The sequence below is a fragment of the Stenotrophomonas sepilia genome (genome assembly GCF_003244875.1).
GTDB lineage: Bacteria > Pseudomonadota > Gammaproteobacteria > Xanthomonadales > Xanthomonadaceae > Stenotrophomonas > Stenotrophomonas sepilia.
The window spans coordinates 100,229-118,488 of record NZ_LXXZ01000049.1 but is presented as its reverse complement, the minus strand read 5'-3'; the positions used below and the strand labels follow the sequence as shown (position 1 = coordinate 118,488).

At 67.8% G+C, this 18,260-nt stretch carries 12 protein-coding genes and 1 riboswitch; of the genes, 7 read left to right on the top strand and 5 right to left on the bottom strand.

The window, feature by feature from the left end; genetic code table 11:
• Window positions 1-89: 89 nt before the first annotated feature.
• Both dusB and A7X97_RS09685 read left to right on the top strand, forming a co-directional pair.
• Complete coding sequence (gene dusB, locus A7X97_RS09690; protein WP_072167924.1) at window positions 90-1,085, top strand: tRNA dihydrouridine synthase DusB; 996 nt, start codon at window positions 90-92, stop codon at window positions 1,083-1,085.
• Window positions 1,086-1,148: 63 nt separating this feature from the next.
• On the top strand, window positions 1,149-1,976 hold the full coding sequence (locus A7X97_RS09685) for a methyltransferase domain-containing protein (RefSeq protein ID WP_061478371.1): 828 nt from the start codon (window positions 1,149-1,151) through the stop codon (window positions 1,974-1,976).
• Between the two features lie 744 nt (window positions 1,977-2,720).
• On the opposite strand, the gene A7X97_RS09680 is transcribed toward A7X97_RS09685, so the two are convergent.
• The 3 genes from A7X97_RS09680 to olsF all read right to left on the bottom strand — a co-directional run bounded on the left by A7X97_RS09680 (window position 2,721) and on the right by olsF (window position 6,384).
• Window positions 2,721-3,752 carry a metal-dependent hydrolase gene (locus A7X97_RS09680; protein WP_111007864.1) on the bottom strand — a complete coding sequence of 344 codons (1,032 nt, stop codon included), beginning with the start codon at window positions 3,750-3,752 and terminating at the stop codon, window positions 2,721-2,723.
• Between the two features lie 119 nt (window positions 3,753-3,871).
• Window positions 3,872-4,672: a UDP-2,3-diacylglucosamine diphosphatase gene (locus A7X97_RS09675; RefSeq protein WP_111007863.1), complete on the bottom strand. Its 801-nt coding sequence runs from the start codon at window positions 4,670-4,672 to the stop codon at window positions 3,872-3,874.
• The gene (gene olsF, locus A7X97_RS09670) at window positions 4,669-6,384 is read right to left on the bottom strand and encodes a bifunctional ornithine lipid synthase OlsF (protein ID WP_111007862.1); all 1,716 of its coding nucleotides are present in this window, start codon (window positions 6,382-6,384) and stop codon (window positions 4,669-4,671) included. Before olsF ends, A7X97_RS09675 begins: the two co-directional genes overlap by 4 nt.
• Before the next feature lie 337 nt (window positions 6,385-6,721).
• Between olsF and metK the strand changes: the two genes are divergently transcribed.
• Window positions 6,722-7,933: a methionine adenosyltransferase gene (gene metK, locus A7X97_RS09665; RefSeq protein ID WP_005408103.1), complete on the top strand. Its 1,212-nt coding sequence runs from the start codon at window positions 6,722-6,724 to the stop codon at window positions 7,931-7,933.
• Window positions 7,934-8,071: 138 nt separating this feature from the next.
• Window positions 8,072-8,578 (top strand): acyl-CoA thioesterase, encoded by a 507-nt coding sequence (locus A7X97_RS09660; RefSeq protein WP_005415314.1) that lies wholly within the window; start codon window positions 8,072-8,074, stop codon window positions 8,576-8,578.
• Between the two features lie 88 nt (window positions 8,579-8,666).
• On the opposite strand, the gene ppc is transcribed toward A7X97_RS09660, so the two are convergent.
• Together ppc and A7X97_RS09650 are read right to left on the bottom strand one after the other, a co-directional pair.
• On the bottom strand, window positions 8,667-11,378 hold the full coding sequence (gene ppc / locus A7X97_RS09655) for a phosphoenolpyruvate carboxylase (protein WP_111007861.1): 2,712 nt from the start codon (window positions 11,376-11,378) through the stop codon (window positions 8,667-8,669).
• Between the two features lie 237 nt (window positions 11,379-11,615).
• Entirely contained in the window at window positions 11,616-14,132 is a 2,517-nt protein-coding gene (locus A7X97_RS09650; protein WP_111007860.1) for a S9 family peptidase, read from the bottom strand.
• Window positions 14,133-14,252: 120 nt separating this feature from the next.
• A riboswitch (S-adenosyl-L-homocysteine riboswitch) is annotated at window positions 14,253-14,336 on the top strand.
• 36 nt (window positions 14,337-14,372) lie between these two features.
• Here A7X97_RS09650 and ahcY point away from each other — a divergent pair.
• The 3 genes from ahcY (at window position 14,373) to A7X97_RS09635 (ending at window position 18,256) form a co-directional block, all read left to right on the top strand.
• The gene (gene ahcY, locus A7X97_RS09645; RefSeq protein WP_072167863.1) at window positions 14,373-15,818 is read left to right on the top strand and encodes an adenosylhomocysteinase; all 1,446 of its coding nucleotides are present in this window, start codon (window positions 14,373-14,375) and stop codon (window positions 15,816-15,818) included.
• Window positions 15,819-16,110: 292 nt separating this feature from the next.
• Window positions 16,111-16,866: a lysozyme inhibitor LprI family protein gene (locus A7X97_RS09640; RefSeq protein ID WP_245884976.1), complete on the top strand. Its 756-nt coding sequence runs from the start codon at window positions 16,111-16,113 to the stop codon at window positions 16,864-16,866.
• A 49-nt stretch (window positions 16,867-16,915) separates the two neighbouring features.
• Window positions 16,916-18,256 carry a peptidoglycan-binding domain-containing protein gene (locus tag A7X97_RS09635; RefSeq protein WP_245884975.1) on the top strand — a complete coding sequence of 447 codons (1,341 nt, stop codon included), beginning with the start codon at window positions 16,916-16,918 and terminating at the stop codon, window positions 18,254-18,256.
• Window positions 18,257-18,260 lie beyond the last annotated feature (4 nt).

Sequence of the window (18,260 nt, the reverse complement as noted above, 5' to 3'; positions counted from 1 at the left end):
GCCGGTACGGCATGAGGTCGGTGCCGATCGGCCTGAACCCGGGGCCCGCCGACACCGCCCAGGCCGCGCCCGCGCCCTAAAATGGGCGCATGCAGATCGGCCCGTACACCATTGCCCCCAACGTCGTGCTGGCGCCCATGGCCGGCGTCACCGACAAGCCCTTCCGCCTGCTGTGCAAACGGCTGGGCGCGGGACTGGCCGCCTCGGAAATGACCATCAGCGACCCGCGCTTCTGGAACACGCGGAAGTCGATCCACCGCATGGACCATGACGGCGAACCGGCACCGATCAGCGTACAGATCGCCGGCACCGAGCCGCAGCAGCTGGCCGAAGCCGCGCGCTACAACGTCGACCACGGCGCGCAGATCATCGACATCAACATGGGCTGCCCGGCCAAGAAGGTGTGCAACGCCTGGGCCGGCTCGGCGCTGATGCGCGACGAGCAGCTGGTGGCGCGCATCCTCGAAGCCGTGGTCAACGCGGTGGACGTGCCGGTCACCCTGAAGATCCGTACTGGCTGGGATTGCGACCACCGCAATGGCCCCGTCATTGCCCGGATTGCCGAAAACAGCGGCATCGCCGCGCTGGCCGTGCACGGCCGCACCCGCGACCAGCATTACACCGGCCAGGCCGAGTACGCCACCATCGGCGAGATCAAGGCCGCGCTGCGCATTCCGGTGATCGCCAATGGCGATATCGATTCGCCGCAGAAGGCCGCCTACGTGCTGCAGCAGACCGGCGTGGATGCGGTGATGATCGGCCGCTCGGCGCAGGGCCGGCCGTGGATCTTCCGCGAAGTGGCGCATTACCTGGCCACCGGGCAGGAACTGCCGCCGCCATCGCTGGCCGAAGTGCGCGACATCCTGCTCGGCCACCTGCATGCGCTGCACGCGTTCTACGGTGAACCGCAGGGCGTGCGCATCGCGCGCAAGCACCTGGGCTGGTATGCCAGGGACCGGCCGGAGAACGCCGCCTTCCGTGCGGTGGTCAACCGTGCCGAAGACCCGCAGAGCCAGATCGCGCTGACCACCGAGTACTTCGACCGCCTGATTGCCGGGGAACCGGCGCTGCCTTCGGCGGCCTGACCGCACTGCCGCGTCACAACGTCGAGCCTGCTCGACCGAATTGAACTCCCAGAGCCCGCCTCCATGACCCCGCCGATCTCCTCTCCGACCTACCTGCACGGGTTTTCCGGCACCGAACAGCAGCGCCTGATGACCCAGGCGCGCCTGCTGGAATCGAGCATCTTCGGCCAGATCGACTACAGCGGTGCACGGCGCCTGCTGGAAGTCGGCAGCGGCGTCGGTGCGCAGACCGAGATCCTGCTGCGCCGCTTCCCCGAGCTGCACGTGACCGGCGTGGACCTGAGCGAAACGCAGCTGGCCACGGCGCGCGAGAACCTGGCGCGCACGCCGTGGTGCAGCGACCGCTACACCCTGCAGCAGGCCGATGCCGGCGAACTGCCGTTCGAGGCCCGCAGCTTCGATGCGGCGTTCCTGTGCTGGGTGCTGGAACACGTCCCCTCCCCTGCCCGCGTGCTGAGCGAAGTGCGCCGCGTGCTGGCACCGGGTTCGCCGGTCTACATCACCGAAGTGATGAATGCCTCGTTCCTGCTCGACCCGTACTCGCCGCACATCTGGCGCTACTGGATGGCCTTCAACGACTTCCAGTACGACCACGGCGGCGACCCGTTCGTCGGCGCCAAGCTGGGCAACCTGCTGCTGGCCGGCGGCTTCCGCGACGTGCATACCGAGATCAAGACCATCCACCTGGACAACCGCGAACCGGCGCGTCGCAAGACCATGATCGCGTTCTGGGAGCAGCTGCTGCTGTCGGCGGCCGACCAGCTGCTGCAGGCCGGCTCGGTGGACGAGGACACCGTGGAAGGCATGCGCCGCGAGTTCCGCCTGGTGCAGAACGACCCGAATGCGGTGTTCTTCTACTCGTTCGTGCAGGGCCGCGCGACGGTGTATTGAGCCGACGCGGCACTAATGCTCCCGCATCCACGCATGGCGTGGATCTACTCAACGGCACCGGCTGCGGGCGCTGATCGACGCAGTGGAGCCACGCCATGCGTGGCTGCCACCGCCGATGTCCCTTCATCCACGCATGGCGTGGATCTACTCAACGGCACCGGCTGCGGGCGCTGATCGACGCAGTAGAGCCACGCCATGCGTGGCTGCCAACGCCGATGTCCCTTCATCCACGCATGGCGTGGATCTACTCAACGGCACCGGCTGCGGGCGCTGATCGACGCAGTAGAGCCACGCCATGCGTGGCTGCCACCGCCGATGTCCCTTCATCCGCGCATGGCGTGGATCTACTCAACGGCACCGGCTGCGGGGGCTGATCGACGCAGTGGAGCCACGCCATGCGTGGCTGCCACCGCCGATGTCCCTTCATCCACGCATGGCGTGGATCTACTCAACGGCGCCGGCTGCGGGTGCTGATCGACGCAGTGGAGCCACGCCATGCGTGGCTGCCAACGCCGATGTCCCTTCATCCACGCATGGCGTGGATCTACTCAGCGGCACCGGCTGCGGGCGCTGATCGACGCAGTAGAGCCACGCCATGCGTGGCTGCCAACGCCGATGTCCCTTCATCCACGCATGGCGTGGATCTACTCAACGGCACCGGCTGCGGGCGCTGATCGACGCAGTAGAGCCACGCCATGCGTGGCTGCCACCGCCGATGTCCCTTCATCCGCGCATGGCGTGGATCTACTCGGGCGCATGCCAGATCCGCTGCCACATCGCGGCCAGCCGGCGACCTGCGTCGGCGCGCGCGGCCGGGCTGCTGTAATCCACTCGCACCTGCTCGGGCGTTATCGGCCGCCACTGCCCGTCGGCCTGCTCAGCCACCACGAAGTTGAAGGTGTAGTCCGGCTCCAGCCCCATGCGCAGGTCACTCAGCACCAGCCGGCCGTCCACCACCTGCGCCCGCATGAAACCTCGGTTGAACCACTGCAGCCGCTGCACGGCGGGAATTGCAGACGCTTCGCGCAGTGCCTGCACGTTGGACGGACGGCCCTCGAACTGCATCGGCCCATGGTCGGCCAGCAGCGAGCGGTCAGCCACCGCGTAGCCGCTGGGTGTCATCGCCACCACCCGCCACAGCAGGGTGTTGAACGGCATCGGCACCGAGAAGCGCGGCGCATCGCCCAGGCCCATCGCGGCCAGGCTCTGCTGCGCGGCCCGATCGACCTGCGCCTTGGCGATCAGCCCCCAGCCCAGGTAGCCACTGCTGAGCAGCAACGCCGCGCCCAGCACCTTGCCCGCCCAGGGCCGCGCACGACCGAACCAGGCCAGCACGCAGCCCAGCAGCAGCCACACCGTGTAGCCGGGGTCGATGATGAAGACGCTGGAGCCCATGGTTGGGTGTGGCCGCAGCGGCCACCACAACTGGGTACCGTAGACGGTGAACGCATCCAGCACGGGATGGGTAACCAGCGCCAGCTGGATCGCCCAGAACCAGCGCAGCGGTGACTGCGCGACGCGGCCGTTGCCGAAGCGCTTGAACAACCACCAGATCAGTGCGGCCACCCAGGGCAGCACCAGCAGCGAATGGCTGAAGCTGCGGTGTTCGGTCATGTTCGCCACCGGGTCGGCCGCAGTGAAGCCAAGCCACAGGGCGTCGAGGTCCGGCAAGGTGCCGAGCGCGGCACCGGCCAGCAGGGCCGCGCGGCGATGGCCGGGCGAAGCGATGGCAGCGGCGACGGCGCCGCCGAGTACGATCTGGGTCAATGAATCCATGGGCCGATGCTAGCGGCTTGCGCGCGGTGTATGTAGAGCCGAGCCCATGCTCGGCTGCTCTTCGTTGCGCGTAACGGCAGCCGAGCATGGACTCGGCTCTACAGCGGGACAGACGCGGGCTATGCCGCCTGCGACAACCGCGCGCCGGGCAGTTCCAGCAGAGTCTGGCCGCTATGGTCGAGCAGGCGCAGCGCGCCGTCGTGGTCTTCGGCCAGTGCGGTCAGGCTCTCCACCCAGTCGCCGTCATTGGCATAGACCAGGCCATCGCGTTCAATCAGCGCGGCGCGGTGGATATGCCCGCAGACGATGCCGTCCAGGCCGCGTCGGCGCACGTCGTCCAGCCCGGCCTGCACGAAACGCTCGATGTAGCGTTCAGCGGCGCCACTGCGCTTCTTCAGGAACTCCGACAGCGACCAGTAGCGCATGCCCAGCCGCCGCCGCACTGCATTCAAGGCCTGGTTGCCGGTGAGGATGCGGTAATACAGCCAGTCGCCGAGTTTTTCCTGCAGGCCGCCGAAGTGGGTCACGCCGTCATACTCGTCGCCGTGCGCGACCAGCAGCCGGCGGCCATCGGCGGTCACGTGGATGGCGCGGCGGCGCACCTGCATCGCCGGCAGCATCAGACCGCAGACTTGGCGCAGCGAAGCGTCGTGGTTGCCCGGAATGTAGATGATCTCGGTGCCGGCACGGCGCAGCGCGTGCAGCGCCTGGATGACCTCGCTGTGCGACTGCCGCCAGGTGGCACGGCGGTGCGCCATCCACCACAGGTCGATGATGTCGCCCACCAGGTACAGCCGTTCGCAGCGCAGCTGCGAGAGGAATCGCGCCAGCTCGGTGGCATGGCAATGGCGCGAGCCCAGGTGCACATCGGAGACGAACACCGCGCGCCGGTTCGGCGACAGGTTCGCCAGCGTGCTCATGCCGGCGTCCCCGCGTCGCGCAGGTAACGTTTGCGCTTGTTCGGCCGGACCGCGCACAGGTCCACCTCGATCAAGCCGTCGATCGAATCGCTGAAGTCCGGGTCCACCCCGAAGGCGAGGAAGCGCGCGCCGCCCGGTTCGCACAGATCGGTGTACTGGCGATACAGCGTGGGTACGCCGGTACCGAGTGCAGCCAGGTTGGCCTTCAGCACGTCGAACGCGGCGCCTGCATCCAGCTCACCGAAACTGGGCGGTGCGGCGAAGTACTGGAACGGCCGGTTCGATTCGGCCATGCCGGCGGTGCCGCTGTAATAACGCTGGTAGTACGCCACCAGCTGCTCGCGCGCATCGCGCGGCAAGGCCGCACTGATCGACACCGCGCCGAACAGGTAGCGGATCCCCGGCCGGCACTGCAGGTAGGCACCGATGCCCTGCCACAGGTAGTCCAGGCTGCGGCTGCCCCAGTAATCGGGCACCACGAAGCTGCGGCCCAGTTCCAGGCCCTCGGCGATGTGGGTGATGGCATCGTCGGAATAGCGGAACAGCGACGCGCTGTAGAGCCCGGACAGGCCGTGCCGGGCCAACGCGTGGGCACCACGCATGATCCGGTACGCGCCAGCAATGCGCTGCGCGGCGGCGTCCCAGATCACGATGTGCTCGTACTGCGGGTCGTAGTTGTCGAGGTCACGGCTGCGGCCGGTGCCCTCACCCACCTGGCGGAAGGTCAGTTCGCGCAGGCGGCCCAGTTCCAGCAGCAGTGGCGAATCGGCAGTGCAGGTGGCCAGCAGGATCTGCTTGCCGTCGGCGGTCTGGCCCAGCTGGGTGGCAGCAGCGATGCCAGCGGCGACCTGCGAAGGTGGCACCGGGGCGGCCAGCGGCTCAGGGCCCGCGCAGGCAGCGGCATTGCCGGCCGCGCCATTGCGGCCCAGCGCATAGAGTGCGCGACGTACCGCCAGCAGTTGGGCACCCGGGTCGCCGCCGTCGCCCAGCCGCATCGGCTCGCCGATGCTCAGCCGCAGCGGGCGGCCACGACGGGTGAACATCTCGCGTGCCAGCAACGCGGTACCGGCCGGCTTGAACAGGGTCGAGGCGCCATAGAACAGCGCCGAGTTGCGCGCTTCCACCCGCACTGGCAGCACCGGTGCACCGGCCGCGCGGGCAAAACGGACGAATCCGCGCTGCCAGCGGCCATCGCGGATGCCGCGCAGCGAGAGGCGCGATACCTCGCCGGCCGGGAACACGATCACGCACTGCTCGGCGGCCAGCGCCTGCTCCACCGCATGCAGGCTGCCGCGCTGCGCCTTGCCGCCCAGGATGCGCACCGGCAACAGCAGATCCTGCAGCGGCGCGATCGCCCCCAGCAGGTCGTTGGCCACGATCCGCACATCGCGGCGGATACGGCCGACTGCGTCCAGCAAGGCCAGTGCGTCCAGCGCCCCGGAAGGGTGGTTGGCGACAATCAGCAGGCGGCCGGTGGCCGGAATCTTCGCCAGCGCGGCCGGATCCACCTGGTACTGGCCGCCGATGAACTCCAGGCCGGCGGCGACGAAACCGAAGCCGCGCAGGCCTGAGCTGCGCTGCAGGAAGGCTTCGATCTGGTCCAGGCGCGACCAGCGGCCGACGCTGCGCAGCAGCGGCCGTGCCAGCTGGCCACGGCGGCCATGGAACCAATCGGGGAAACGTTGCTGGAGACGCTGTTCGAGTTCCTGCATGGCGGATCCACTGATGCCCGGCGGCCGGATTGGCCGACAGCCTGCGCCCGGCAGGCGGCAGCCAGATGGCGGTTTCGGGGCAGAACGATGACGGCCGGCCCCCTTGACGGCCGGGTCGCGCCCTGCGCGGTCGGGGGTTGGGCAGCCCTGTCTGTTGTTGTCGCGCGGGTGGAACACTGGGCCTCGAGGCTGGCCCCCAATCCCGTCATGACGGCCCCTGCCGGGCCTACGCGGGCTTAACCACCGGCAACCGGTACCGGTTCACAATGCACAGGCGGCGCACCCCGTGTATCATGCGCGCCCATCTTTCCATCCGAATCAAGGGATATTACGCCTGATGTCCAGCTATCTCTTCACCTCCGAGTCGGTCTCCGAAGGCCATCCGGACAAGGTTGCCGACCAGATCTCCGATGCGGTGCTGGACGCGATCCTGACCCAGGACCAGCGCGCCCGCGTGGCCTGCGAGACCATGGTCAAGACCGGCGTTGCCATCGTGGCCGGTGAAATCACCACCAGCGCCTGGATCGACCTGGAAGCGCTGACCCGCAAGGTCATCACGGACATCGGTTACGACAGCTCCGACGTCGGCTTCGACGGCGCCACCTGCGGCGTGCTGAACCTGATCGGCAAGCAGTCGCCGCACATCGCCCAGGGCGTGGACCGCAAGAAGCCGGAAGAAATGGGCGCTGGCGACCAGGGCCTGATGTTCGGCTATGCCACCAACGAGACCGACAGCTACATGCCGGCCGCGATCCACCTGTCGCACCGCCTGGTCGAGCAGCAGGCCAAGATCCGCAAGAAGAAGAACTCGCCGCTGTCGTGGCTGCGCCCGGACGCCAAGAGCCAGGTCACCCTGCGCTATGAAAACGGCGTGGTCTCGGCCATCGACGCCGTGGTCCTGTCGACCCAGCACGCCCCGGGCATCAAGCAGAAGGACCTCATCGAGGCCGTCCGCGAAGAGATCATCAAGCCGGTGCTGCCGGCCAAGTGGCTGCACAAGGGCACCAAGTTCCACATCAACCCGACCGGCAAGTTCGAGATCGGCGGCCCGGTGGGCGACTGCGGCCTGACCGGCCGCAAGATCATCGTCGACACCTACGGCGGCTGGGCCCGTCACGGTGGTGGCGCGTTCTCCGGCAAGGACCCGTCCAAGGTCGACCGTTCGGCCGCCTACGCGGCCCGCTACGTCGCCAAGAACGTGGTTGCTGCCGGCCTGGCCGACCGTTGCGAAGTGCAGGTCTCCTACGCCATCGGCGTGGCTGAGCCGACCTCGATCTCGGTCACCACCTTCGGCACCGGCAAGATCAGCGACGACAAGATCGAGAAGCTGATCCGCAAGCACTTCGACCTGCGCCCGTACGGCATCATCAAGATGCTGGACCTGATCCACCCGATGTACCAGCAGACCGCGGCCTATGGCCACTTCGGCCGCAAGCCGAAGGAGTTCAGCTACCTCAACGGCGAAGGCGAGACCGTCAACGCCACGGCCTTCTCCTGGGAGAAGACCGACCGCGCCGCCGCCCTGCGCGCCGATGCGAAGCTGAAGTAAGCAACACGAAGGGCCGCTCACGCGGCCCTTCTGCTTCTGGTAGAGCCGGCCGCTGGCCGGCTTTTTCATGGCCTCCGGAAACAACCGCGTGGTTGCCGGCCAGCGGCCGGCACGACCGGTTGCCGATACAATCGCCGCATGTCGACCGAACTGAAAACCCACCAGCTGTCCATGACGGTGCTGATGTCGCCGGAGATGGCCAATTTCTCCGGCAAGGTCCATGGTGGCGCCATCCTGCGCCTGCTTGACCAGGTGGCCTACGCCTGCGCCAGCCGCTATGCCGGCAGCTACGTGGTCACCCTGTCGGTGGACCAGGTGATGTTCCGCCAGCCCATCGCGGTCGGCGAGCTGGTCACCTTCCTGGCCTCGGTGAACTACACCGGCACCTCATCGATGGAGATCGGCATCAAGGTGGTGGCCGAGGACATCCTCAAGCGCAGCGTGCGCCACGCCAACAGCTGCTTCTTCACGATGGTCGCAGTGGATGAAGAAGGCCGGCCGACGCCTGTCCCGCCCTTGCAGCCGGCAACGTCCGACGAAAAGCGCCGCCAGGCCGCAGCACAGATCCGCCGCCAGCTGCGCCAGGAAATGGAACAGCGCCACCTGGAACTGCTGGCGTCGAACCCGCCGTCGCCGGAGGAATGAGGTAGTGCCGGCCGCTGGCCGGCAACCTCGCGCGTGCTGCCAAACATCATGAGGTTGCCGGCCAGCGGCCGGCACTACCAACGCCAGGTCACCCTGTGTTCTGCACGCCCTGCGAAACGCCGTTCACGCACGCCACCAGCGCGCGCAGCAGATCGTCATCCTCGCGCCCGCTGGCCCGCCAGCGCTGCAGCAGATCCACCTGCAGCACGCTGATCGGATCGACGTAGGGATTGCGCAGGCGGATCGACAGCGCCAGCCGCGCGTCGTGGTCCAGCAGCGTCTTCTGGTCCATCAACGCCAGCAGCCAGCGCCGGGTGAGCTCCAGTTCGCGCTGCACCTGCGGGAAGAAGCGCCCGTGCAGTTCACCCGACAACAGCGAGAACTGCTGGGCGATGGTGATATCGCCCTTGGACAGCACCATCGCGATGTCGTCCAGGAAGGTACGGAAGAACGGCCAGTCCCGCGCCATATCGCGCAGGGTCTGTTCGTGGCCGGCATCGACCGCGGCCTGCAGGCCACTGCCCACGCCGTACCAGCCGGGAATCACCGCACGCGCCTGGCTCCAGGCGAACACCCAGGGAATCGCACGCAGGTTGCCCAGCGCTGCGTCCTGGCCGAGCCGGCGCGACGGCCGCGAACCCAGCGTCATCCGCTCGATCACGTCGATCGGCGTGGCGGTACGGAAGTAATCCATGAAACCGGGCTGGCCGACGAACGCGCGATACACCTCGCTGCTGGCCGCAGCCACCGCATCCATCACCGGCCGCCAGTCATCCTCGCGCGGCTCGGCGGCGCGCGGGCGCAGGCTGGCGCGCAGCACTGCACCGGTGGCCTGTTCCAGCGAGCGCAGGGCCAGCGCGCGGATGCCGTACTTGCGATGGATCACCTCGCCCTGCTCGGTCACCCGCAGGCGGCCATCGATGCTGCCGCGCGGCGACGCATCGACCGCATGCGTGGTCTTGCCACCGCCACGGCTGATCGAGCCGCCCCGGCCATGGAAGAAGGTCAATCGGATGCCGGCCTCGGCCGCCACCTCCAGCAGTTCCACCTGCGCGCGCTGCAGGCCCCAGCGCGAGGCGGCGATGCCGCCGTCCTTGCTGCTGTCCGAATAGCCCAGCATCACCATCTGCACGTCGTCGCGTGCCTGCAGGTGCGCGCGGTACACCGGATCCTCCAGCAGGTCGCGCAGCGTGGCGGTACCGCGCTTGAGGTCGTCCACAGTTTCAAACAGCGGCGCGATATCGAGCGGCACGCCGCCATCGGCATCGACCAGGCCACCACGCCGCGCCAGCGCCAGCACCGCCAGCACGTCGCTGCGGTCGTGCGCCATCGAGATGATGTAACTGCCCAGTGCATCGCCGCCATGCCGCGCACGGGCATCGGCCAATGCAGCGAACACGGCGTCGAGCCGCCGGTTGCCGTCGTCGTCGCCTTCCGGCAACGGCACCTCACCGCTGGCATGCGGTGCCAGCAGGCGCGCGCGGCCCAATGCATCCAGGCCGTCCCACGCTGCGTCGCCGCCCAGCACCGCCGCCAGCGCGCGCGCATGCACGCTCGATTCCTGGCGCACGTCCAACCGCGCCAGATGGAAGCCGAACGTCTTCACCCGCCACAACAGCCGCTGCACGGCGAAGCCACCGGCATGCTCGCCGCGGTTCGCGCGCAGGCTGTCGAGGATCAGCTGCAGGTCGTCGATCAGTTCATCCGGGCCGGCGTAAGCGCCCTCGCCCTCTTCCAGCGTGGCCTGCAGGCGCGCGCGCATGCGATCGTTGAGCAGGCGGTAGGGCATGTCGGCATGGCGCGGGCGCGACTGTACCTGCGGCAGCAGCTGCTGGTAGTGCGCCACGCGCGCCTGCAGCGCATCGCTCACGCCCACCCGCTCGGTGGACTGGCTGAGCAGGCTGGCCAGCTGCAGCAGTTCCTTCTGGTAGCGCGCCAGTACCGCCTGCCGCTGCGCATCCAGCGTACTGCAGATGGTGTGGGCATCCACGTTCGGGTTGCCGTCCATGTCCCCGCCCACCCACGTACCGAAGCGCAGCAGGCGCGGCAGTGGCAGCTCTTCACCATAGGTATCGCGCAGCGCCTGCTGCAGCGATTCGTACAGCACCGGAATCACGCGGTACAGCACCTGCACCAGATAGAAGCCGACGTGCTCGCGCTCGTCATCGACAGTGGGCCGCACCGGCGAAGAGTCAGTGGTCTGCCACGACGCGGTCAGCGCCATGCGGAAGCGCGCAGCATCGGCGGCCGCTTCCCCCGGCGTGCGCTGGCCGTCGAGGTTGTCGACCAGGCTGGCCACCATCAGCTGCTCTTTCTCCAGCAGCGCACGGCGCACCGCTTCGGTCGGGTGCGCGGTAAACACCGGTTCGATGTCGATGCGCGGCAGCCACTGCGCCAGCTCGTCCAGGCCCACGCCCTGCGCCTTCAGGTGCTGCAGCGCATCCTGCAGGCCGTCAGGCTGCGCCCCTGCGGTACCGGCACGCTGGTAGTCACGGCGGCGGCGGATGCGATGCACGCGCTCGGCAATGTTGACCACCTGGAAGTAGGTGCTGAAGGCCCGCACCATGGTCTCGGCCTGCTGCGGCGTGCGCCCGGCCAGCCCTTCGGCCAGCTCCGACAGCGGCGCCTGGTTCTCGCGACGGGCGATGGCGCGGGTGCGCACGTCCTCGACCTCGTCGAGGAAGGCCGCCGATACCTGCTCGACCAGCAGGTCACCGACCAGTGCGCCGAGCCGGCGCACGTCATCGCGAAGCGGAAGATCGGGGGAAGCAAACTCGATGCTGCTGCGGTACTCGTTCATCGGCGACGCACAGGCCTCGGTCAACGGATCCAGATCCCAAGCCTAAACCAGAACGGGCAGCGTGCTGCGATGCAAAAATGGTTTCATCTGCACGCATCCCTGGCGGACGCAGCCGAGCATGGGCTCGGCTCTACAAGCGTCGTGGCGCGTGACACCGTGTAGCGCCCGAGCCCATGCTCGGGCGGCGCCGCAGCCGCACAGGCGGCCCCTGTTACAGGGGCCGCCCTCATGCAGGTATCAGCGCTTCTTCTTCGCCTTGCCCTGCTCGGCCGGGCCGATGGTCTGCTCCAGCCAGCGCTCGCTCTCGGCCAGCATGGTCATGATCGATTCGCGTGCGCGGTAGGCATGCGATTCGTTGGGCAGCATCACCAGCCGCGCGGTACCACCCAGGCCCTTCACCGCGGCGAACATGCGCTCGCTCTGGATCGGGAACGTGCCGGAGTTGTTGTCGTCCACGCCGTGGATGAACAGGATCGGATCCTTGATCCTGTCGGCGTAATTGAACGGCGCCATCTTCTGGTAGACGTCCTGCGCCTGCCAGTAGTTGCGTTCCTCGGCCTGGAAACCGAACGGGGTGAGCGTGCGGTTGTAGGCACCGCTGCGCGCGATGCCGGCCTTGAACAGGCGGGTGTGCGCCAGCAGGTTGGCGGTCATGAACGCACCGTAGGAATGGCCGCCGATGGCGATGTGCTCGCGATCGGTCACACCACGCCGCACCACTTCATCCACCGCCGCCTGCGCATTGGCCACCAGCTGTTCGATGTAGGTGTCGTTGGGTTCCTTGTCGCCCTCGCCAATGATCGGCATCGACGGGCTGGCCAGCACCACATAGCCCTTGGCCAGGAACGCCTGCGGGCCCCAGTAGCTGACCGCATTGAAGCGATACGGCGAATCGGTCACCTGGCTGGCCGCCGCCGCGCTCTTGAACTCGCCCGGGTAGGCCCACATCAGCAGCGGGCGCGGGCCGTCGCGCTTGGGGTCGTAGCCCGGCGGCAGCAGCAGTGTCGCGGTCAGGTCGACCCCATCCTTGCGCTTGTAGCGGATCTGCTCCTTCTGCACGCCCTTCAGCTGCGGCAGCGGATGGGCGAAACGGGTCAGCGCGCGCGGTGCGGCACGGGCATCGGCCAGCGACTGCACGTAGTAGTTGGCCGGTTCGTCCGGGCTCTCGCGGCTCAGCAGCAGCGAATTGCCCTGGTTGTCCAGCAATGCCACCGGCAGCGAATAGCTCGGCGCCTGCGAATGGAACAGGCGCGTCGCCTTGCCCGTGGCGATGTCGAAGCGGTCCACGAACGGGCGGTCGCCCTCCGGCGAAGCACCGGCGCCGGCCAGGTACAGGCTGCTGCCATCCGGGCTGGTCTGCAGCAGCGAGCGACCACGTTCATCGCTGGCCAGCAGCGGCCGCCCCGGATCGGCGTAACGGTCCTGCGCGTCACGATCCCACAGCAGGCGCGGCTCGACACCGGCGTTGTCCGGGGCGATCAGCCAAGTCTTGGTCCTGCGGGTCTTCCACCACGACTCGGCCAGCAGGGCCAGGTCGCCACGGCCCCAGTTGATGCCGCTCAGGCGGCTGCCAAGCTGGGCCAGGGTGACCGGCGGCTTGTCGAACGGCGCGGCCTGCATCAGCACCGCATCGCGCACCTTGGCCTCCCGGTTCGGATCACCACCGTCCTGCGCTTCGGCCCAGACCAGGGTGGCATCGGCATCACCGCGCCAGCTGATGTCGCGCACGCCGGTCACTTCGGCATCGTTGCCGGTCGGCAGGCCTTCCACCAGCGGGCGCACCGCCACGGTATGCACCAGCTTGCCGGTGGCCCGGTCGATTACTTCAATGCGGCGCGGAAAACTGCTTACCGGCACCACGTAGGAGTACGGACGCTGCACCGGCTGGCGCAGCACGAAGCGGCCGTCAGGCGACACCGAAAAGCCCATGAAGATGCCGGCCGCACCGATCGCGCGGGTACTGCCATCCAGGCCGACTTCCATCGGCTGGGTAGTAGCGTAGTAATCGAACTGGCGAGCGTCGGCTTCGTTCTTCAGCAGGTCCTGATAGGTACGGATCGACACCACGCCGCCGCCCTGGCTGGTCTGCTGCACGGCAGGGCCGGTCGGGACGCCGTCGGCGGCCGGGGCTGGCCCCAGGTTGGCCGGGCGGGTGAACACCACCAGCCCGCGGCTGTCCGGCAGCCATTGGTAGCCGCTGCCGATCACCGTGTTCAGGCCGGCAACCAGGCGACGGGCACTGCCACCGGCCACATCCACCAGCCACAGTTCATTGGCGCCGCTGGCGGCGTCGACCTGGTTGAACGCCAGCCACTTCTGGTCCGGCGACCACATCACACTGGCGATCGACAGCGTGGCCGGCAGGCCACTGATCTGCCGCTCCTTGCCGTCGGCAACGTTCATCAGCCACAGCTTCTCGCCGAAGCTGAAGCGGCTGTCGGAGAACGTGCGCGGGTTGATGCGCAGGCCGGCCAGCTTCAGTTCCGGCTGCGCCACCACCTGGATCGACGGCAGCGACGGCATCTGCATCATCGCGGCCACGTCGCGGCGCGGCGACAGGAACAGCGACGGCGCGCGCGGGGCATCGACCACTGCCTGCAGTGCGGCCGATGGCAGTTCGTAGCCGTTGACACCCTGCGCCTGCGCGGCAACGGGCTGCGAAGCGGCCGCCCAGGCCAGCGGGGCCACCGCCAGCAGCCCCATCGACAGGACCAGGCCGGTCCAGCGCCGTGTGCGGCGCGCGTGCATGCTCATCGTTCCACCTGTGTGATGCGTGAAAACACCGACCTTAACAGGCCGTGCACGTGGCCCCATCTGCCGATGGTTGGGTCATGCCGATGTCACGCTGGGGCCGCGATATAATGGGGGTTCTCCCCTGCCGAGGGGCGCTGCGACCGGATCCCACGAGGCCCGGCCAGGCTCGGTAAGGTGGCTTTGTAACAACGGCGCCCGGCTAGATGCGAGCATCCGCTCGCCCACAACCGGAGCACACGAATGAACGCTGTTGCCAAGACCTTCTCCACCGAAGGTGATTACAAGATCCGCGATATCACGCTGGCCGACTGGGGCCGCAAGGAACTGGACATCGCCGAGCACGAAATGCCGGGCCTGATGTCGATCCGCCGCAAGTACCAGGCCGAACTGCCGCTGAAGGGCGTGCGCGTGACCGGCTCGCTGCACATGACCATCCAGACCGCGGTGCTGATCGAGACCCTGAAGGACATCGGCGCCGATGTGCGCTGGGCCTCGTGCAACATCTTCTCGACCCAGGACCACGCGGCTGCCGCCATCGCCGCCACCGGCACCCCGGTGTTCGCCTGGAAGGGCGAGACCCTGGAAGAGTACTGGGACTGCACCCTGGACGCGCTGACCTTCACCCTGGCCGACGGCACCCTGACCGGCCCGGAACTGGTGGTCGACGACGGCGGTGACGTGACCCTGCTGATCCACAAGGGCTACGAACTGGAAAACGGCAGCGACTGGGTCAACACCCCCTCTGCCTCGCACGAAGAACAGGTCATCAAGAACCTGCTCAAGCGCGTGGCCAAGGAGCGCCCGGGTTACTGGGGCCGCGTGGTGAAGGACTGGAAGGGCGTCTCCGAAGAGACCACCACCGGTGTGCACCGCCTGTACCAGCTGGCGCAGGCCGGCACCCTGCTGATCCCGGCGATCAACGTCAACGACTCGGTCACCAAGAGCAAGTTCGACAACCTGTACGGCTGCCGCGAGTCGCTGGCCGACGGCCTGAAGCGCGCGATGGACGTGATGCTGGCCGGCAAGGTGGCCGTGGTCTGCGGCTACGGCGACGTCGGCAAGGGCTGCGCGGCCTCGCTGCGTGCCTACGGCGCGCGCGTGATCGTCACCGAGATCGACCCGATCTGCGCGCTGCAGGCGGCGATGGAAGGCTATGAAGTCAACACCATCGAGTCGACCCTGGGCCGTGCCGACCTGTATGTCACCACCACCGGCAACCGCGACATCATCCGCATCGAGCACCTGAGCGCGATGAAGGACCAGGCCATCGTCTGCAACATCGGCCACTTCGACAACGAGATCCAGGTCGATGCACTGGTGTCCTACCCGGGCATCAAGCATGTCAACATCAAGCCGCAGGTGGACAAGTACATCTTCCCGAACGGCAACGCGATCTTCCTGCTGGCCGAAGGCCGCCTGGTGAACCTGGGCTGCGCCACCGGCCACCCGAGCTTCGTGATGTCCAACAGCTTCGCCAACCAGACCCTGGCACAGATCGACCTGTGGGCGAACAAGGACAGCTACGAGAAGAAGGTCTACCTGCTGCCGAAGAAGCTGGACGAAGAAGTGGCCCGCCTGCACCTGGAAAAGATCGGCGTGAAGCTGACCACCCTGAGCCAGGAACAGGCCGACTACATCGGCGTGCCGGTGGAAGGCCCGTTCAAGCCGGACCACTACCGCTACTGATGCCTGCGGGGTACCGGCCAGCGGCCGGCACTACCGGCGTACGCGGGGTCGGATCCCTTTCCGCATGAAAGGGCTCTGACCCCGGCAACGGATGCAGACAGGACGGGCGCCTTCGGGCGCCCGTTCTGCGTTGCGGCACCCGGCAACCGATCCGCGCACCCTGTCACGGAGCACTAAGAAGCCGCTTGCTAGGCTTTACGCCCGCGTGGGCTGCCAACGGCAGGCCATGCGCCGGGACGCAGACACCAAAGGACAGGACATGCCGCGCAACCGTGAACGACTGAACCGGGCCATGAAGCCCCTGATGCCCCTGTGCTGGGTGGCCCTGCTGGCCGCCTGCACCCCACCTGCCGGCGAAGCCGGCGCTACGGCTCCGGCTGCGGCCAGCGGACAGGCCAGCCCCGCAGGCAAGGCCGCCGACGCGCCCGCCACGGTCGCCGACACGAGCGCTGGCTGCGCCGATGCAGCGTCGCCGGCACAGACCCTGGTCTGCAAGGACCCGACCCTGACCGGCCTGGATGCGGACGTGGGCAAGGCGGTCACTGCCGCACAGGCCACGCTCGATGCAGCAGGGCAGAGCAAGCTGCACGCCGAACAGCAGCGCTGGCAGGAGCACACCCGCGACCTGTGCACCGGTGCACAGTGCCTGCAGCAGGTGTACGCCGATCGCCTCAAGGTGCTGTCCGCCACGCGTGACGGCCTGGTCGACCAGGATGCATGCGAAGCCCCTGACGGCCAGCAGCAATGCGTGGACCTGCTGGTGCTGCGCGATCCCAACAGCCAGCTGGCGAACTTCAACACGCTGCTGGGTGAGAACGGCCAGGAAGGCCGCCTGCTGGGCTGCACGGCCGCCACGAACATGGGCGGCGGCCCCAACGCCCTGCTCGCAGCCAACTGCACCCAGGAAACCTCCGCCGGCAGGCGCAACGTGCAGCTGTGCAGCAACCAGATGGTTGGCCAGTTCGCCCTCGAACCGGCGCCGGCTGCTTACGGCACCCAGGCCATCCGCCAGCTGCTCGGCTTCACCCAGCAGCACTGCGCCGGCTGACAATCGCCGGGCACGCCCGGCGCTTTACCCTCATTGAAGGACGATGACCATGGCAACGGATTCCACCCTTACGCGCGAACAGCTGTCCACGCTGTTCCTCAACACCGAGCTGGGCGGCAACACCCGCCACCTGGACCACTTCTCATACGCACAGAAAGGCGCAAGCACCTATTCGTTCGGGCTGGTGCAGTTCGATGTCGGCGGCAATCTGCAGGCCAGGCGCTTCCTGCGCGACAACGGCTTCACCGATGGCGACATCGCACTGTTGTCCCAGCAGGGCGGATTGAGCACCCAGCAGCTGGCGGCGCTCGACGCCAAGTTGCAGGCCATTCCGCAGGCCAGGATGGACGAGCTCACCAACGCCAAGCTGGACAGCGCCATCGAGCGTGTCGATCAGGCCATCGCCAAGGTGCGTGCAACCAATCCGGCCGCGGCCGATGCCATCGCCGCCAACCCGGAGTTGCAGCTGGCCATGGCGGACTATGACAACCAGTTCGGCAGCATGGGCCCGCAGTTCATCAGCTATCTGGCCGGCAATGCGGAAACGCTGCAGGGCGGCACCGTCCAGGCCGGCAATCCGCCGACGCGCGGCGACGTGCAGAACTTCGTCGATGCCACCAAGTACGGCATCCAGTCGCAGGCCGCCGTAGCCAGCCGCGATGAGCGCTTCGACCGGGCCATGGTCCAGATCGGCATCACCCCCACCCATGCTCCCTCGCACGGGTCACCGGGCACGCCTGCGGGCAACGGCGTGCTGGTCAACGGCAGCAAGGGCGATGAGGTGCAGGCCATGCAGCAGAAGCTGTCCGACCTGGGCTACCTGGGCAAGGACGGCAAGCCGCTGGTGGCCGATGGCGATTTCGGCCCCGGCACCGTGGAAGCGGTCAAGCAGTTCCAGCGGGATCACCACCTCACCGTAGACGGCAAGGCTGGCGGCGCGACCCTGGGAGCGCTGGAGGTGGCCACGCAGCAGCGTGCACAGGCGGCCGAGCCGACCATGGCCACCCCGGGCCACGCCGACAACCCGCGTTACCAGCAGGTCGTGGAAAAGCTGGAAGCACTGGAAGAACAGCGGCGCCAGGGCGGCCTGTCGCCGCTGTTCAATGACCGCAGCCAGCTCGAGAACGCCGCAGGCCAGGTGGCTTACGAGTCAAAGTTGGCCGGCATGAGCCAGGTCGATACCGTGCTGGCGCGGCCGGACAACCAAGGCGTGTTCGCGGTGCAGGGCCAGCTCGGCGATCCCGCCATGCACCGCACCTACGTCGACCTGTCGCAGGCGGTGAACCAGAACCTGCAGGACAGCACGCGGCAGAGCCAGGCGCTGGACAACGAGCTGTCACAGCGGCAGACCCAGGAACAGATACAGACGCAGCAATCGATGTCGCGCTGATCCC

Bases quoted from the DNA above. Each gene is read 5' to 3' on its own strand.
- dusB (WP_072167924.1), top strand. From the start codon at position 90: ATGCAGATCGGCCCGTACACCATTGCCCCCAACGTCGTGCTGGCGCCC.
- A7X97_RS09685 (WP_061478371.1), top strand. From the start codon at position 1,149: ATGACCCCGCCGATCTCCTCTCCGACCTACCTGCACGGGTTTTCCGGC.
- A7X97_RS09680 (WP_111007864.1), bottom strand. From the start codon at position 3,752: ATGGATTCATTGACCCAGATCGTACTCGGCGGCGCCGTCGCCGCTGCC.
- A7X97_RS09675 (WP_111007863.1), bottom strand. From the start codon at position 4,672: ATGAGCACGCTGGCGAACCTGTCGCCGAACCGGCGCGCGGTGTTCGTC.
- olsF (WP_111007862.1), bottom strand. From the start codon at position 6,384: ATGCAGGAACTCGAACAGCGTCTCCAGCAACGTTTCCCCGATTGGTTC.
- metK (WP_005408103.1), top strand. From the start codon at position 6,722: ATGTCCAGCTATCTCTTCACCTCCGAGTCGGTCTCCGAAGGCCATCCG.
- A7X97_RS09660 (WP_005415314.1), top strand. From the start codon at position 8,072: ATGTCGACCGAACTGAAAACCCACCAGCTGTCCATGACGGTGCTGATG.
- ppc (WP_111007861.1), bottom strand. From the start codon at position 11,378: ATGAACGAGTACCGCAGCAGCATCGAGTTTGCTTCCCCCGATCTTCCG.
- A7X97_RS09650 (WP_111007860.1), bottom strand. From the start codon at position 14,132: ATGAGCATGCACGCGCGCCGCACACGGCGCTGGACCGGCCTGGTCCTG.
- ahcY (WP_072167863.1), top strand. From the start codon at position 14,373: ATGAACGCTGTTGCCAAGACCTTCTCCACCGAAGGTGATTACAAGATC.
- A7X97_RS09640 (WP_245884976.1), top strand. From the start codon at position 16,111: ATGAAGCCCCTGATGCCCCTGTGCTGGGTGGCCCTGCTGGCCGCCTGC.
- A7X97_RS09635 (WP_245884975.1), top strand. From the start codon at position 16,916: ATGGCAACGGATTCCACCCTTACGCGCGAACAGCTGTCCACGCTGTTC.